Origin of the sequence: Pinibacter soli (assembly GCF_029961145.1) — a bacterium.
Classification (GTDB): Bacteria; Bacteroidota; Bacteroidia; order Chitinophagales; family Chitinophagaceae; genus Pinibacter; species Pinibacter soli.
On sequence record NZ_JASBRG010000008.1, the window covers coordinates 138,891 to 156,316 of the forward strand.

Annotated in this window: 18 protein-coding genes; 14 read left to right on the top strand and 4 right to left on the bottom strand. The window is 38.2% G+C overall.

Going from position 1 to position 17,426, the window contains the following annotated elements; all coding sequences use genetic code 11:
- Positions 1-146: 146 nt before the first annotated feature.
- The 3 genes from QJ048_RS23050 (at position 147) to QJ048_RS23060 (ending at position 2,637) form a co-directional block, all read left to right on the top strand.
- Complete coding sequence (locus QJ048_RS23050) at positions 147-734, top strand: OmpH/Skp family outer membrane protein (RefSeq protein ID WP_282336829.1); 588 nt, start codon at positions 147-149, stop codon at positions 732-734.
- 100 nt (positions 735-834) lie between these two features.
- Positions 835-1,629 carry a PhzF family phenazine biosynthesis protein gene (locus QJ048_RS23055; RefSeq protein WP_282336830.1) on the top strand — a complete coding sequence of 265 codons (795 nt, stop codon included), beginning with the start codon at positions 835-837 and terminating at the stop codon, positions 1,627-1,629.
- Between the two features lie 105 nt (positions 1,630-1,734).
- Positions 1,735-2,637: a ribonuclease Z gene (locus QJ048_RS23060; protein WP_282336831.1), complete on the top strand. Its 903-nt coding sequence runs from the start codon at positions 1,735-1,737 to the stop codon at positions 2,635-2,637.
- A gap of 148 nt (positions 2,638-2,785) precedes the next feature.
- Here the strand turns inward: QJ048_RS23060 and QJ048_RS23065 are convergent, their stop codons facing one another.
- The 4 genes from QJ048_RS23065 to QJ048_RS23080 form a co-directional block, all read right to left on the bottom strand.
- Positions 2,786-3,649 carry a helix-turn-helix domain-containing protein gene (locus QJ048_RS23065; RefSeq protein ID WP_282336832.1) on the bottom strand — a complete coding sequence of 288 codons (864 nt, stop codon included), beginning with the start codon at positions 3,647-3,649 and terminating at the stop codon, positions 2,786-2,788.
- Positions 3,650-4,498: 849 nt separating this feature from the next.
- Positions 4,499-5,326 carry a sulfite exporter TauE/SafE family protein gene (locus tag QJ048_RS23070; protein WP_282336833.1) on the bottom strand — a complete coding sequence of 276 codons (828 nt, stop codon included), beginning with the start codon at positions 5,324-5,326 and terminating at the stop codon, positions 4,499-4,501.
- 201 nt (positions 5,327-5,527) lie between these two features.
- Positions 5,528-5,881, bottom strand: a complete 354-nt coding sequence (locus QJ048_RS23075) for a hypothetical protein (protein ID WP_282336834.1) — start codon at positions 5,879-5,881, stop codon at positions 5,528-5,530.
- 139 nt (positions 5,882-6,020) lie between these two features.
- The gene (locus QJ048_RS23080) at positions 6,021-6,410 is read right to left on the bottom strand and encodes an SRPBCC domain-containing protein (protein WP_282336835.1); all 390 of its coding nucleotides are present in this window, start codon (positions 6,408-6,410) and stop codon (positions 6,021-6,023) included.
- Between the two features lie 253 nt (positions 6,411-6,663).
- Here QJ048_RS23080 and QJ048_RS23085 point away from each other — a divergent pair, with 253 nt between their 5' ends.
- The 11 genes from QJ048_RS23085 (at position 6,664) to QJ048_RS23135 (ending at position 17,397) form a co-directional block, all read left to right on the top strand.
- Positions 6,664-7,071 carry a VOC family protein gene (locus QJ048_RS23085; protein ID WP_282336836.1) on the top strand — a complete coding sequence of 136 codons (408 nt, stop codon included), beginning with the start codon at positions 6,664-6,666 and terminating at the stop codon, positions 7,069-7,071.
- A 97-nt stretch (positions 7,072-7,168) separates the two neighbouring features.
- Entirely contained in the window at positions 7,169-7,582 is a 414-nt protein-coding gene (locus QJ048_RS23090) for a DoxX family protein (protein WP_282336837.1), read from the top strand.
- A 247-nt stretch (positions 7,583-7,829) separates the two neighbouring features.
- Positions 7,830-9,275, top strand: a complete 1,446-nt coding sequence (gene sufB, locus QJ048_RS23095; protein ID WP_282336838.1) for a Fe-S cluster assembly protein SufB — start codon at positions 7,830-7,832, stop codon at positions 9,273-9,275.
- Between the two features lie 131 nt (positions 9,276-9,406).
- Positions 9,407-10,189: a Fe-S cluster assembly ATPase SufC gene (sufC, locus tag QJ048_RS23100; RefSeq protein ID WP_217794312.1), complete on the top strand. Its 783-nt coding sequence runs from the start codon at positions 9,407-9,409 to the stop codon at positions 10,187-10,189.
- Between the two features lie 12 nt (positions 10,190-10,201).
- Entirely contained in the window at positions 10,202-11,500 is a 1,299-nt protein-coding gene (sufD, locus tag QJ048_RS23105; RefSeq protein ID WP_282336839.1) for a Fe-S cluster assembly protein SufD, read from the top strand.
- 137 nt (positions 11,501-11,637) lie between these two features.
- Positions 11,638-12,882 (top strand): cysteine desulfurase, encoded by a 1,245-nt coding sequence (locus QJ048_RS23110; RefSeq protein ID WP_282336840.1) that lies wholly within the window; start codon positions 11,638-11,640, stop codon positions 12,880-12,882.
- Between the two features lie 95 nt (positions 12,883-12,977).
- Positions 12,978-13,412 (top strand): SufE family protein, encoded by a 435-nt coding sequence (locus QJ048_RS23115; protein WP_282336841.1) that lies wholly within the window; start codon positions 12,978-12,980, stop codon positions 13,410-13,412.
- A gap of 1 nt (position 13,413) precedes the next feature.
- The gene (locus tag QJ048_RS23120; RefSeq protein ID WP_282336842.1) at positions 13,414-13,725 is read left to right on the top strand and encodes an iron-sulfur cluster assembly protein; all 312 of its coding nucleotides are present in this window, start codon (positions 13,414-13,416) and stop codon (positions 13,723-13,725) included.
- Between the two features lie 154 nt (positions 13,726-13,879).
- Entirely contained in the window at positions 13,880-14,353 is a 474-nt protein-coding gene (locus QJ048_RS23125; RefSeq protein ID WP_282336843.1) for an RrF2 family transcriptional regulator, read from the top strand.
- A gap of 449 nt (positions 14,354-14,802) precedes the next feature.
- Entirely contained in the window at positions 14,803-15,939 is a 1,137-nt protein-coding gene (locus tag QJ048_RS23130; RefSeq protein WP_282336844.1) for a porin, read from the top strand.
- A 27-nt stretch (positions 15,940-15,966) separates the two neighbouring features.
- A complete protein-coding gene (locus QJ048_RS23135; RefSeq protein ID WP_282336845.1) occupies positions 15,967-17,397 on the top strand; it encodes an anion permease in 1,431 nt (476 codons plus the stop codon).
- Positions 17,398-17,426: the final 29 nt, after the last annotated feature.

Genomic DNA, 17,426 nt, shown 5'->3' on the forward strand with positions numbered 1-17,426 from the left:
TTATTTTTTTCTAATAATCATGTTGCGTTTAATCTCCGAAAGTGTATCTTCGGCACCTGTTTTTCTTTAGGTAAATAATTAGAATCCGTTTATCTATTTTACAAGTTGCTTAAAATAGATTACAAGAAATTAATTTAAAAATTATCATGAAGCATCTCTCCACAATTTTAAGTGTTATTGCTCTCGCTCTGATAGCTGTGCTTTTTTACTTCCAGTTTGCAAATAAAAAACCTCACACAGAAGTCCACGCCGGTCCTGCAGAAAAGGATAACAGCTTTAAAATGGCTTATTTCGACATTGACTCTTTACAAAACAACTATCAATACTATAAAGATGCTCTTGACGAATTGAAAACTAAAGAGCAGTCCATGAATAACGAATTACAGTCTCTTGAAAAATCTTATCAGAGAAAGATCCAGGAGTGGCAGCAACGTGGTTCATCTATGAGCCAGTCTGAAGCAGAAGCAGCAAATAGGGAATATCAGCAAATGCAGGCAAATTATCAGCAAAGAAGAGGTATGCTCGAGCAGCAGATTGGTAATTTGCAAATGGAAAAAAGAAAGAATATTAAAGAGAAGATCGAAGCGTTCCTGAAAGATTATAACAAAGACAGAAAATATGCTTACATCATCTCTTATGAGCCTGAATTGATGTTCTATAAAGATTCAGCTTACGATATCACCGGTGATCTTATCAAAGGTCTGAATGCAGGATATCAGCCTATAAAGAAATAAACAGCCAATAAATAATAAAAAAATGCGTTCTCAACAGGACGCATTTTTTATGCCCGTTCAACAGTGGAGCATAGATTTGCTCAACCTTAAAATCCTAAACATGAGCTTACCCATTTATGTCGTAGATGCATTTGCGGAGAAATTGTTTCAAGGCAATCCGGCGGCGGTTTGCCCGCTTCAGGAGTGGCTTCCGGATGCTGTGATGCAGAAATTAGCAGTTGAAAATAACCTTTCTGAAACCGCCTTTTTCGTAAAGGAAGAAGAGCATTATCACATCCGATGGTTTACACCGGATTTTGAAGTAGACCTGTGTGGGCATGCAACATTGGCAAGCGCTTACGTAATCTTCAATTTTATCGATAATAATGCGACCTCCATTACTTTTAATTCAACGAGTGGGATATTGACAGTAACAAAGACCGACGGTGGATTGATACAGCTTGATTTTCCCGCACTTGTTCCTGAACCTGTTGACAGCGTAAATCCTGCATTGATCAAAGGCTTGAGTATTATTCCACAGAAAATATACAAGGCGAAAAACTATTTATTGCTGTACGAATCAGAAGAAGAGGTTAAAAAAATTGTTCCGGATTTTAGTATCCTTGATGCGTTGGGATCAACAAGGGTTATTGTAACTGCTCAGAGCAGCTTCGTTGATTTTGTATCCCGCTTCTTCGTGCCTAATTCTGTTATAATGGAGGATCCTGTTACCGGCTCGGCGCATTGCACACTGGTGCCTTATTGGAGCAAGAAACTGGGCAAAACAAAGCTTGTTGCTAAACAGCTTTCAAAACGCTCAGGCATTATTTATTGCGACTATGTGGGCGACAGGGTGTTAATGGCAGGCAAGGCAATTCTTTATTCCAAAGGCGAATACTATTTAGAGCAACAATAGCACATCAATCAGATCATTATTGGGAATATTTTTTATTATTTATAGAGTATCTTTATCGAAGATGCCTCTGATTGGGTAACAGCAACCGTATAATTGAATTATCGTATGCTTGGATTAACTATACTGGGAAATAATTCCGCTCTACCGGCATTTGACAGGCATCCAACTGCACAAGTGCTTACGTTGGAAGATCAGCTTTTCTTAATAGATTGTGGCGAGGGCACACAAATGCAGCTTGCTAAATATAAAATAAGGAGAAGTCGCATCAACCACATTTTCATTTCTCATCTTCATGGCGATCATTATTTCGGTTTAATTGGTTTAATAACAAGTATGGGTTTGCTTGGCAGAACGCAGGATCTGCACTTATTTGGCCCGGAGCCTTTGCAAGCGATTATAAATTTGCAGTTAAAAGTTGCTGATACTGCATTACCTTATCAACTCATCTTTCATCCTTTAAGAGGGGATGAAGTAATAATGCAGGAGGAAAAAATTAAGGTGTCCTGCTTCAAGGTTTCTCACAGAATTGAGTGCTGGGGATTTCGTTTCGACCAGGTAAAAGCGCCTCGCCGCATAAACCCTGATAAAACACGTCAATACGAAATACCTGCAGCATTTTATGAAAGACTGAAATGGGGCGAAGATTACACCACCAAAACAGGTGAGGTTATAAAAAACGAATGGGTAACAGAAGCGGCTCCTAAAGCGAGATCATATGCTTATTCCGCTGATACTGTTTACGACGAATCCCTCGTTGAAAAAGTATATAAAGTAGAAGTGCTGTACCACGAAACGACTTATTTGAAAGATCTTGAAGACCGCGCTGCACTTAGGTTTCATTGCACTACCACACAAGCTGCCACCATTGCACTCAAAGCAAATGCCACTCAACTACTTATAGGTCATTTCAGTTCAAAATATGAAACGCTCGAGCTTTTTGAAAAAGAAGCAAGGGAAGTTTTTCCAAATACATTGTTGGCGATTGAAGGTGTGACGTATAGATTTTGAGGAATTAAGAATTAAGAATTAAGAATTAAGAATGCTTTCTGTACCTACTTCCTTAACCTTAACAAATACACTCACAGCATATCGGGAAAGGTAGCTTATAGATGCGAAGCTGCACCCGCATTCTTAATTGTTAATTCTTAATTGGATCTCAAGCGTATTTCCTCACTTCCCTTGGATATACATTAAACATACTCTTAAAACGTTTTGAGAAATAAGGAACGTTCTTGTACCCTAGGCTGCGTGCAATTTCGTTAACAGAAACAGTATCCTTGTAGCGCAATAATTCATAGGCTTTTTTCAATCTTACTTCATTATAAAATTCAATGAAATTGCAGTCAAAATATTTCTTGAAATTGCGCTGAAAAGTTGATTCTGTTATATGAAATCGATGACAAAGAGTTTTTAGACATATCTGCGTTTTCTGCAAAATATTTTCCGTCACATATTTCCGTATCTCTATGATTTTTGCCAGCTCCGACATTTTAACATCAAAATTGTAGCTCTTCTCGATGTTCAATCTTTCCTTTAAGTAAGAAGAAATTAATTCATTTGTAAAGGCGTTGATATGGAAAAATGTAGCAGTCTCGTTCGTGTTATCAAACGGGTGATCAAGAATTTTTTTTGCAGCTTTTATTTCACTCAACGTGAGATCGTGTTCACAAAACAGATTGTCAAAACGAAGAATTTTTTGAACTTGCTCCGATGCTTGCTGTGAAATATATCTTGTTTTTTCAATCAACCAGCTTTTGTCAATGATCAGCCAAAGCCTTTTATTCGGTTTATTTAGCGCAGGCTTTATCGACAACGTCAGTGAGTTATTAAATGACAATACTTTGTTGCTTATTTCGCCGCTTGCACAAATCTTATTTCGGTCTTCAATAGAAAAGACTGTTTCACCAGCTGACAGGTCAAACAAAATAATAAGACTGTCTTTGCATGAACTTTCTTTAATAAAATGAACAGGATGAAAAAACTCCTGTGAGCATGATAGGACAGAGAGGCCCTTTGACAATTTAAAATATTGAATTATTCCATTGCCCGATGAGGATGATAAACTAACTCTTTGTCGAGAAAACTGATAGCCAAAAATTTGCGAGATCGAGCCTCTTTTCAACTGTTCGCTGCTTGCGATATCGCAATCCAGAACGAAGGGAATTTTAATAAGCATGTGATAAGGTTGTATGATAACTAATCAAAATCGTTGATTAATTAACAATACAAAGAACATCAATTGGCCAAAGAACGGCATGTGGAAACGGACAAGATTGTTTTCAATAAAGATAAAATCGATTTGATTTAAAAGTATGAAAGCATTTCTAGCTCAATTATATGATACAAAAGGTTCAAAATGGCGGAAAAACATTGCTTCCGGATTGATCTAATACACCTTTGCATCAGGTAAGTATTTGGTCATAGGTTACTAATGGGAACCCTCCTTGTCTAAGGAGGGTTGTTTTTTTTAATCACTGAATGACTGAATAATTGAATAACTGAGAAGGATACTTTGAGTTGATAATTGTCAGATCTGCCATGTTATAAAGCCTAACAACTAATAACTAACAACCAATAACTGCTTGAACATTCTTTATAGATCAACTTTCTAATACAAAAGGTTCAAAATGGAAGGAAAATATTGAAAGTGGTTTGCGGCGCTACACCTTTGCATCAGGTAAGTATTTGGTCATAGGTTACTAATGGGAACCCTCCTTGTCTAAGGAGGGTTTATTTTTTTTAATAACTGAATGACTGAATAATTGAATAACTGAGAAGGCCGATTGTAAGTTGTGAGTTGATAATTGTTAGATCTGTCATGCTATGCAGCCAAACAACTAATAACTAACAACGAACAACTTTTCGGCAACTACAAGTGGTGAAGCAACAACCTGATTCCCACAATCGTCAGGCAAACCGCCAACGCCTTGATAATTGTGGTGCCGTTTAATTTGTGGGATAAGAATGCTCCAAGTTGAGCGCCAGTAACTACACCGATAGCTAGATAAATAATCATCTTTACCACTGCAGGATCATTATAGCTTCCCTGCAAATAGTGGGTGACAACACTTATAATGGACATGATAGCAAGAATAAAGTGAGATGTGGCCGTGGCAATGTGTACTGGAAATTGCAACCATTGCACCATCGCGGGCACGTGCACAATTCCGCCGCCAATGCCAAGAACGGGTGAGATGAACCCTACAAAAACGCTAATAATAATTCCGATCGTTTGATTGTATGAATAAGAATATTTCTCGCCCTTATTATCTATAAGTTCATGATGTTTCCAGTTGCGCGAACGTCTGTCTGAAGAAGGCTTTTCCGCGCCGTTTTTCTTATTTAAAAACAGGAAAATACCAACACCGATGAGGATGATGCCGAAAACTATTGTGAACACCTGCGGTGAAATATATTTGGTCGCCCGGACACCTAAAATTGAGCCTGGAATAGTAAACAATGCAAATAACAATCCCGCTTTAAAATCAATTCTTCCGGATCTTGCATAGGCAACTGATCCTGAAATGGCATTGCACGCAACAATGGCAATTGAAATTCCGGTAACAACATCAGGTGGCAACTGTGGGAATGCCAGTAATAATACCGGAACCAAAATAAATCCGCCTCCTGCACCAATTAAAGTTCCCAAAGTGCCAATGATAAAACCTCCTAAAATAAGTACTATAAAATTGTCCATTACTAAGCAATCTTTTGTTTAACGGTGCAGCAAAATGCACATGCAGGGCGTGAAACTAAATGATTTTTTACTTCGTGAAAAGAATAAACAGACAATATTTTGACCCGAAAAATTAGAATGGCGTTGGCCGGAAAGTCTAGTAAATAAAGGGACTTTAGCCAAATGCAAGACAGTTAAGCACTATAGAGTAGTCTATAATTTCTAGTAATTTTGTAGGAGTTTGGGAGATTTTTTTTCCTTCGTTACGTTAGTTGTCGTAAAATAATTTTCCATTCCAGGATATTCAACACCTCGCCAAATTGTTGCCTTTAAACAAATAAAAATTGTAGTTGCTAAAAAAATAATTGTCATCAATTGAAAGCGGATTGCTTTTTTATTTTTTGAAGTAATTGTCAAAATGAAATGAATAATTAGTAATAAATACATAAGTCCGTACCATAACATATCTCCCAGTCCCCACCCAAACGAAATGTGTTTAAAAAATGTTCCTACCGAACAAGTTATTAATTGTATGATTAAAATAGCTCCATTTGTTATTTTCCAAAATTTTGTCATTATTTGTTGTTGGAAAAAAAGTAAATTGTCCATCAAGATTTGTAAAGCTTTGTAATCTAAACAATCGTAGTGAAACTGTTCTGCTGCACCGACACCCTGTCAGGTAAAATAGCAACTAACGTACTTAGTACACAGTACACTATGCTCCCTTTTCATCATAGAACTCCTCCAACGATCCAAAATAAACTTCATCCCAGCCTTCTATCATGTCTTCATAATCTTCGTCGGGAATGTTGATGTGTCGTAACTCCACAGATGTGCCTTTTTTATGGGGATGTAAAATAAAGGTTACGATAGAATCTTCTTCCTGTTCACCAAAGTTCCATCGCTGAACAATTTTACGCCCGGTTTCAAACTCCAGGTTTGTACCCGAAATGGCATCATTCCACAATGAAAATTCAGAGCCTGGTTCGGTGCTCATTATCGCAGGTTCGCCAGTCCAAAGCTGCATTGTTGCTGGGTTGGTAAGCGCTATATAAACCTCTTCAGGCGGAGCAGGTAAGATGTAATATTTTTTGTAATCCTTCATGTTGTAAAGATAGAGAGGAACGGACGGACTGAATAACTGAATAATTGAATACCTGAGTTTGCGACAAACTCAGGGTCGTTTGCGACTAGCAAAAGTGAAAAAGCTGTACTGACAATGGTTTTGGAGTCTATCTAAAAGGCGTGTCGCGAATACCCCTTCAGATTGTCTTTTTTGCCCATCACAAGAATCTATTTCACAAAATAATTTTACGTCAGAAACACAACAACAAATCAAACAACACAAAACCTTTTTTATGACACAAATTGTAGCATACTTAAACTTAAATGGCAAATGCGAAGAAGCAATGAATTTTTATAAGGATTGCCTGGGAGCTGAACTTACGCTCCAAAGAGTAGGAGAAACTCCCATGTCCAATCAAATGCCAGCTGAAATGCATGACAAGGTTTTACATTCCATGCTGGTAAAAGATACCATTACACTAATGGCCTCCGATATGAGGGGCAAAGACTTTGTCAAAGGCAACGATACCACTTTGCTTTTCAATTGCAGCAGTGAAGAAGAGATTACCAGTTACTTCAACAACCTTTCGCAAGGCGGCACTGTAAAGCTTCCTCTAATGAAACAATTCTGGGGAGCCACTTACGGCGAGCTTATCGACAAGTATGGAAAAGAGTGGGCGTTTAATTTTATGGAAAGTTGATAGTCTCTATTATTGAATAGTCATCCTTAAAGCCTAACAACTAATAACCAACAACAACAACTTCTCATTACTTTTTTAAACACATCAAACTTTTTTTATGAAACCGAAAACAATCAAAATCGTTTACTGGACACTAACAATTATTTTCTCCCTGTTATTTCTGATGGATGGCTTTGGAGGCGTTACACGTCAAAAAGAAGGACAAGAAGTTTTAAGCCATTTGGGTTATCCAATGTATGCGCTTACCATTTTTGGCGTAGCTAAATTATTAGGAGTTATTGCACTTATACAAGATAAATACAAAACAATAAAGGAGTGGGCGTTCGCTGGATTCACTTTTAATTTCATCGGCGCTTTTATGTCAAGAGCTTTTGTTGGAGATGGTGCAGGGGAAACTATTTTTCCTTTGATTGTGCTCGCTTTATTTATAGTACTTTATTTCTACTGGAAAAAATACCAGCAGGTAAAAAGTGTACGCACAACTACACAAATACCGGCATTTGCTCTGTAAATTTTGATTTAGATAAATCGTATCGAGAGAAATTCCGGCGTTTTCGAACACCGGAATTTTTTGCTTTGACAGATTATTAAAATTTCTACTAAATCACTAGGAGTTCATAATAAATTGTTTTTCAATTGTATATGTTTGTCTGCCCTGTGTAAAACAATCTCATCATAGAAACTATTTATACTTTTTTGTATAAATTCATTCGTATCTTTGCGCGATAATTGAAAATGATAAATTCTGAAGTGTATTTATGAATGATTCAAGCACAGATATAGAAAAAGCCGTCCTCAAGGAGTACGAATATGGTTTTGTGACCAATATTGAAGCGGATGAGGCTCCAAAGGGATTAAGTGAAGACATTATCAGGTTTATTTCTGCAAAGAAAAATGAACCTGAGTGGATGCTCGAATGGCGCTTAAAGGCTTATAATCACTGGCTTAAGATGGAAGAACCAAACTGGGCCAATGTGAAATATCCCAAAGTAAATTACCAGGACGTTATTTACTACTCTGCCCCAAAACAAAAGAAGAAAGTTGGCAGTCTGGACGAAATTGATCCTGAACTGAGAGACACTTTTGAGAAGCTCGGCATTTCCCTGGACGAACAAAAAAGACTTTCCGGTGTAGCGGTAGATGCTGTTATTGACAGCGTTTCTATTGGTACAACCTTTAAAGCACAATTGGCAGAGCAGGGAATCATCTTCTGTTCTATGAGTGAAGCGATCCAGGAGCATCCGGATTTGGTAAGAAAATACCTTAGCTCTGTGGTGCCTGTTACCGACAACTTTTTCTCTGCATTAAACTCTGCCGTATTTACCGACGGTTCGTTTTGTTATATACCAGAAGGCGTTCACTGCCCGATGGAACTTTCTACTTATTTCCGTATCAACGCTGAAAACACAGGTCAGTTTGAGAGAACCCTCATCGTTGCAGAAGCTGGCAGCTATGTTAGCTACCTTGAAGGTTGTACAGCGCCAATGCGTGACGAAAATCAATTGCACGCAGCGGTGGTTGAAATCGTGGCGATGGAAAGAGCTGAGGTGAAATACTCGACTGTTCAAAACTGGTACCCTGGTGATAAGAATGGTAACGGCGGTATTTACAACTTCGTAACCAAACGTGGTATTTGTAAGGGTGATAACTCTAAGATTTCCTGGACACAAGTTGAAACAGGATCTGCAGTTACCTGGAAATACCCAAGCGTAATATTAAAAGGCGACAACTCTGTAGGTGAATTTTACTCTGTAGCTGTTACCAACAATTATCAGCAAGCCGACACAGGTACTAAAATGATGCACATCGGCAAGAATACAAAAAGCCGCATTGTGTCAAAAGGTATTTCTGCCGGGCACAGTAATAATAGTTACCGCGGTTTGGTACAGGTAAGCAAAAATGCTGCGAACGCAAGAAACTTCTCTCAGTGTGATTCTCTTTTGCTGGGCGATAAATGCGGAGCGCACACTTTCCCTTACATAGAAGTAAAAAACAATACTGCCGTTGTAGAACACGAGGCAACTACTTCTAAGATAGGTGAAGATCAGCTTTTTTATTGCAACCAAAGAGGTATTGATACAGAAACGGCTGTTGCATTGATCATCAATGGTTTTGCAAAAGAAGTAATGAATCAGCTGCCAATGGAATTTGCCGTAGAAGCGCAAAAGCTTCTGGCAATCAGCCTTGAAGGAAGCGTTGGATAATGGAGAATTGAAATTGAGAGTTGAAAATTGAAAATGATGAAACGCTCTCAACAATTTCTTTGCGGTCTTATAAACTTTGCGCCTTTGCGTGAAATAAAAATAGTAAGTAAATTAAAATAGACACTGTAATTATGTTGACGATAAGCAATTTGCATGCGGGGATTGAAGACAAAAAAATTTTAAAGGGCCTTAACCTTGAAATTAAAGCGGGTGAGGTACATGCGATCATGGGACCAAATGGTGCCGGTAAAAGTACTTTGGCTTCTGTATTAGCAGGAAGACAAGATTATGAAGTAACTGAAGGTTCAGTTGAATTTTTAGGAAAAGAATTACTTGACCTTGCTCCCGAAGAAAGAGCAGGTGAAGGTTTGTTCCTTGGCTTTCAATATCCGGTAGAAATTCCGGGTTTGAGCACTACCAACTTCATCAAAACTGCGGTAAATGAAATTCGTAAATATCGCGGACAGGATACTTTGGATGCAGTGGCATTTTTAAAATTGATGAAAGAGAAAATGGCGTTGATGAACATTGATCAAACGCTGTTGAGCCGTTCTTTAAACGAAGGGTTCTCAGGTGGTGAAAAGAAACGTAATGAAATTTTCCAGATGGCCATGATCGATCCGAAATTGGCTATCCTGGATGAAACTGACTCCGGTCTTGATATTGATGCTATCCGTATTGTATCTAATGGTGTAAACAAATTGCGCAGCAAAGACAACGCTGTTCTTTTGATCACACACTATCAAAGATTACTTGATTACATCGTTCCTGATTTTGTGCATGTGTTGTACAATGGACGTATCGTAAAATCCGGTACCAAAGAATTAGCTTTGGAACTGGAAGAAAAAGGGTACGATTTCATTAAAAATGAAATCAACGAAGACGAAGAAGTATCAATTGCGGAAAAACACTAAGACGGACAGATCATGAACATGACAGAACTTTTTAAAGATCAGTTTGCACAACTGCAGGCTGAAGATAAAGATAGCAAGCTGAGTGCCCTGCGTGAAGAGGCATTTAGCGCTTTCAATAAATTTGGAATACCTACCGTGCGCCATGAAGAATGGAAATATACTCGCATTGGTACACTATTCGCTAAAGATTATAAATCACAGGTAAGCGGGCAGGTAAATTTCTCTGCAAAAGATGTAGATGCTTATCGTTTGCCCGGACACGAAGATGCAAATGAACTAGTTTTTGTAAACGGTCAGTTTGCAGACAAACTTTCAACTATTCGCTCAAAAGATTTAACTGTATTGCATTTAGCAGAAGCTGCAAAAAATGAGTATAGTGAAATCGTGTCAAAACATTTCGGACATAGCAGCGATTATTTGAAAGATGGTATCAATGCACTGAATACAGCTTTCGTGAAAGACGGCATCTTTATACATGTAAAGAGAAGCAAGATCATTGAAGAGCCTATTTACATTTATAACATCACAGATGCTGCTGCTGAAAACATTTTAGCACAGCCAAGAAGTCTTATCTATTTGTCAGAAAATGCACAACTGCAAATCATTGAAACATTTGCAACTCGTGGTACAGAAGACAGCTTCACTAACCAGATCATGGAAGTGATAGTAGAGAAAGACGCGAGATTTGAATATTGCAAAATTCAAAATGACTCTGCGAATGCGAGCCAAGTAAGCACTACGCACATCAGGCAAACAGGCACGAGTTATGTAAACGCTATCATCGTTTCTTTGAATGGTGAGATCGTTCGCAACAATACAAACGTTGTAATGGAAGCGCCGCATTGTGAAGCGCATTTATACGGTTTGTATTTCCAGAAAGGCAATAGCCATATTGACAACCACACCATTGTTGACAACGTGATGCCTCATTGCTTCAGCAATGAACTGTACAAAGGCATGATGGACGAAAACAGTACCGGCGTTTTCAATGGTAAAATTTTTGTAAGACAGCCTGCACAAAAAACAAATGCCTTCCAGTCAAACAAAAATATATTGCTGTCAAACAATGCAAGCGTAAATACCAAACCTCAGTTGGAGATTTTTGCAGACGATGTGAAATGCTCACACGGTTGTACAATTGGTCAATTGGATGAAGAGGGGTTGTTTTACCTGCAATCAAGAGGTATTCCTGAAAAAATTGCAAAATCAATGTTGTTGGTAGGTTTTGCAAGTGATATTCTCGATAAGATCAATCTTCCACACATCCGCACATACGTGGATCACCTTGTTGCGGAACGTTTGGGGAATTAATAAACCAATTTGAAAATGTGATAATTTGAAAATTTGAAAATGACAGGTGCAACATTTTGTTTCTAAATAAATGAAAGACTGTTTCACTAAAAGCAATTTTCAAATTACCACATTTTCAAATTTTCAAATTGTTGACTATGCAAGTAGCTGCAGATTTACAGAAAGGATTAGATGTTTATGCAATCAGAGAGCAGTTTCCTATACTTAAAAGAGAAGTAAAAGGAAAGCCTCTTGTTTATCTCGACAATGCGGCAACGTCTCAAAAACCACAGGTAGTTATTGACGCGTTGGTAAACTACTACACAAACTACAATGCAAATATCCATCGCGGCATTCACACACTGGCAGAAGAAGCGACAGCAGCTTTTGAAGCAACACGCGATACTATTCAAAAGTTTATTGGCGCAGCATCAAGAGAAGAAATAATTTTCACCAGAGGAACAACAGAAGGCATTAACCTTGTAGCATATACATGGGGAAGACAAAATCTGCATGCAGGTGATGAAGTGATCATCTCAGGCATGGAGCATCACTCTAATATTGTTCCATGGCAAATTATATGTGAAGAAAAGAAAGCTGTGCTGAAAGTAATTCCTGTTGATGACAACGGCGAACTTATACTGGAAGAATTTAAAAAATTACTAACAGAAAAAACAAAGATCGTTTCCGTTGTGCATGTTTCAAATGCACTGGGAACTGTGAATCCTGTTAAGCAGATCATTGATGCTGCTCATGCGAAAGGAGCAGTGGTAATGGTTGACGGTGCACAATCTTCTGTACACCTCGACATCAATGTACAGGAAATGGATTGCGATTTCTTTGCTTTTTCTGCACATAAATTATATGGTCCAACAGGTGTCGGTGCTTTGTATGGCAAGAAACACATTCTCGAAGCAATGCCTGTTTTTCAGGGTGGTGGAGAAATGATCAAAGAAGTAACGTTTGCAAAAACTACTTACAATGATCTTCCATACAAATACGAAGCTGGTACTCCAAACATTGCTGATGTTGTAGCATTCAAAGCAGCGCTCGATTTCATGACGGAAACAGGCATGAAAAAAATGCGTGATTACGAACATGAATTGCTGGCGTACGCGACAGAACAGTTGGAGCAAATTGAAGGTTTGAAAATTATTGGTAAGGCTCGTGAAAAAACAAGTCTTATCTCATTTATAATAGATAAAGTGCATCCTCAGGATGTGGGCATTTTGCTCGACAACCGCGGCATTGCAGTTCGTACCGGTCACCACTGTGCACAAACATTAATGGATCGTTTCTGCATACCGGGAACCATCCGTGCTTCTTTTGCGATTTATAATACAAAAGAAGAGATTGATGCATTGGTAGAGGGATTGAAAAAAGCAATTAAGCTTTTGGTTTAATTAAGAATTAAGAATTAGGAATTAAGAATTGGTTGAAAGTCAAAAAGACTGATCGAGTATCAGGCCTAACAACTGACAACTAGCAACTAACAAATATGACTATTCAACAGATAGAAGACGAAATAGTAGAAGAATTTTCATTGTTTGATTCGTGGGACGATAAATATGAATATATCATCGACCTTGGAAAACGTTTGGCACCGCTCGATAATAAATATAGAATAGACGAGAATAAGGTAAGAGGTTGCCAATCCACTGTGTGGTTGGCTGCGGAATATAAAGAAGACGGCAAGATCTATTTTACGGCGGATAGCGATGCGATAATTGTGAAGGGTTTGATAAGTATGCTGATAAGAGTATTATCGGGTCGTACGCCGGATGAAATTATCAATGCACCTTTAACTTTCATTCAGCGAATTGGCATGACAACGCATTTGGCGCAAACCCGCTCCAATGGCTTGTTATCTATGGTGAAGCAAATGAAAAATTACGCGGTGGCATTTAAAATTAAAAATTCTCAATTGCAATAAAATGAATACAGAAGAATTAAAAGAAAAGGTGATTGATTGCCTGAAAACAATCTTTGATCCTGAGATTCCTGTAAGTATTTGGGAGTTGGGTTTAATATATGAAGTGGACGTATTGCCCATCAATAATGTTCAGATTGTAATGACTCTGACAGCACCAAGTTGTCCTGCAGCACAGTCACTGCCAATAGAAGTAGACCAGAAAGTGCGCTTGATAGAAGGCGTGAACGATGTGTATGTTTCCGTTACCTGGACTCCAAAATGGGATAAAAGCATGATGAGTGAAGTAGCCCAGCTGGAACTGGGATTTATGTAAGGAAAATTCCTGCCCGACTAAAGTCATTCAGGCGGGAAAATTGAAAATGAAGCGGTAGAGAATAATTGAGTAACTGAGTAACTGAATGGTTGCTCGGTTTAAAACTTTCAGTTATTCAGTCATTCGGTTATTAAAAATATCAGGAAAAGTTCAAATGAAAATAACAGCACAAGAAGAATATGGTTTGCGCATATTGATACGCATTGCAGGTTGTAAGGATGCTGCCGGTATAAGCATTCCTCAACTGAGCGAATCGGAGGGACTGAGCAGTCATTATGTTGCGAAACTTGCAAGGGCATTAAGAATGGGAGGTTTTATCAAAAGTACACCTGGTAATAAAGGCGGCTACTTACTGGCTAAATCTGCAAAGGATATTGTTATCAAGGACTTACTTACTGTGTTGGGTGGAGAAATGTTCGACAAAGAGTTCTGCGGCCAGCATACCGGAGCCATGAGATTATGTACAAACTCTGTAGATTGCTCCGCGAGGTCGCTCTGGCAAATGGTGCAGTTTGTAGTAAACCAACTGCTCGTAAGAATTACCTTGCATGACCTCGTAAGCAACGAAACTGAATCTTCAAAAAATCTGGGTAGTCTGTTAAAGGATAGCCTGGTGTTGGCGGAATAACGGATTTTGAAATAAATTATTTGTAGAGAGGTTGTATCAAAGTAAAAAAGAGCCCTGGATTTGCGTAAACGACTACAACGCTCCATCAGGGACCCGAATAAAAAACTTTTGAGACAGCCTCTTTTTTAGTTTGATGAACGAACAACTGGAAAATGACCAAAATCAATTTTCAAACGCATCTATTTGAAATTGAAAAACCGGAAATTTATTTCAGTTGATGTTTGTTATATATAATTCTGACGCAGATTATAAATTTTAATTGACTATATCTCTAGTTTTATATTCAAATCATACATATTGCTTCCTATTGGAAAAATCAGCTATTTATTAAGCCACAATAGCTCCCATCTTAGATTTTAGTAACGAGCATTTTACAGATAGTAGAATCACCAAATACCATTTTAAATAAAAAATTTGGAATTATGATTTTACATAGAAAAATGCAATGCATGCTTGCTGTAATTGCATGTTTAAGTAGCTTGATGGCATCAGCACAGAATATTAAAGCAGACACAGTTAATAATTATTCGTCCTTTAAAAGATCACTCTCAATTTTTGGACTGCTTCAAGTCCGAGATCAGCAGTCGCTTACTAAAAATGTGGATGTAACCGGTAAAAATTTCAACCCCTCTTTAACTAAAGGTGTAGACAATTCCTTCTCACTAAAGCGTGCAAGATTGGGCCTAAAAGGAAATATCAATGATCAGTTTTCCGCTAACCTTTTGATAAACTTCGCTGATTTTTCAAATACTGATATTGCCAACAGAGTTTTGGAAAATGCGTTTGTGAAATATTCAAAAAACAAATACCTAAATATACAGGTAGGACAATTCAGGCCATTTTTTGGAGTGGAAGACCTATATCCCGCAGAATATACTATGACATGGGATTACTCAAACCAGTATAATTTGTTTGGAAGCAGCGGTTGGCAAAGCTTTCAATTAGGTGCAACTGTTTTTGGAGATGTTACAAATACAGATAAAGGACAAATACCATTGCGATATTATGCAGGAGTGTATAATGGTAACAATCGTAACAAACAAGTGGATAATGACAAAACGAAAAATGTATATGCCCGTCTTGAAACAGACATTCTAAAGAAAGCTGTTACAATAAGCGTAAATGGTGCACTTGGAAGCGATGGAGGTGGAAAAGGAAACGCATGGGGAGCAGATGTAGTGTCAAAATTTAGATTAGCACCTAAATGGAAATTGTTTTTAAATGCAGAATACAAGCAAGGCACAAACTTCGCACTGTGCAATAGTATTGCACCCGATATTAAAAAGAAAGCCAAAGACTATGTGATGCAGGGATTCTATGTATTACCTGTAATTTCGTACGAACTTGCAAAACCTCGTCTAAGAGCTATCGAGTTTTCATCACGCTATGAGCTCCTTGATGAAAATTCAAAACTTCAAACCTCTCCTCACCAAACCTTTACACCTAATCTTTCCTTTATATTTTCAGATAATTATGCAGCCGTGTTAATGATCGGTACTATAATCGATATATACAAAAACCAGGTACCTCTAACAACTTCCTACAATAAGAATATTGCCTATGCGCAATTGCAGTTGAAATTCTAAGCCCCTAAATCAAAAAAATCTTATACTATGAAGGAGATTAAACCTTTTTCAATGTTAGCTGCCGTTGCAGTAACATTAGTAATATGGTTCCTGCCTATTCCTGCGGGAGTAAAAGAAAATGCCTGGCATCTTTTTGCAATTTTTGTGGGTACCATTCTGGGTATTATTTTAAAAGCAGGGTCGATGGGAACAATGGCCATGCTTGGTATCTCAGCTTGTGCGGTTACACAGGTATTAGCTCCCGGAGAGCCTTCTAAAGCAGTTACGAACGCATTGAGCGGATTTGGTAATTCGGTTATTTGGTTAATAGGGCTTGCATTTTTTATTGCCAGAGGCTTTGTGAAAACGGGTTTAGGCACAAGAATAGCCTACTATTTTGTAAAATTATTTGGCAGAAATTCCCTTGGACTTATGTACGGATTAAACCTTGCAGACTTGTTGTTGGCGCCTGCAATACCAAGCAATACTGCAAGGGCAGGAGGGGTTATTTTCCCGATTATGAAATCTATTGCTATCAACTATGATTCAACGCCAGACAGCGAAGCATCACGGAAAAAAATTGGAAGTTTTCTAACCCTGGGCAGTTATAATAACAATATGGTCACTTCTGTTCTGTTCTTAACAGCTACGGCAAGTAATCCCATGGCACAAAAGTTCGCGAAGGAATTAGGCATTACCATTTCATGGACGAGTTGGTTTATTGCAGCAAGTGTACCAGGATTGCTATGCTTTATTTTATTGCCATTGTACTTGTATAAATTTTATGCACCTCAGCTTAAGAAAACCGCGGATGCACCATCTATAGCATCTCAAAAACTTAAAGAGATGGGACCCATTACAAAGCAAGAATGGCTAATGATATTCACATTTGTGGTTCTCCTGACACTATGGATATTCGGCAATTTGTTTTCAATGGATGCTACTACCGGTGCATTGATCGGGCTTTGCATATTGTTATTGACTGGTGTATTAACCTGGGAAGATGTGAAATCTGAAAAAGGAGCATGGGATACTATCGTATGGTTCTCTTCATTAGTTATGATGGGATCATATCTTAATTCCCTGGGCTTTATAGGCTGGTTCGGAAAAACGGTAAGTGCCAGCATTGGTCATTTGCCATGGACAACAGCCTTTCCTGTTATTATTTTAATTTATTCCTACTGCCATTATATGTTTGCCAGTGCTACAGCTCATGCCGCATCCATGTATTTAGTATTCTTAACTGTTGGTGTGTCTGTAGGCATACCTGGCCCAATGTTAGCAATATTTCTTGGCGCAGCCGCAACATTAACAGGATCACTGACGCATTATGGTCATGGACCAGCACCTATTTACTTTGGATCTAATTATGTAACAATGAAAGAATGGTGGGTGCATGGTTTTTTTATAAGCACATTATTCCTGCTTGTTTGGTTTTTAGCGGGTGGCGCATGGTGGCACCTGTTAGGTTTATGGTAAGGAAGTTAATAGAGTAATTCTACATGTAT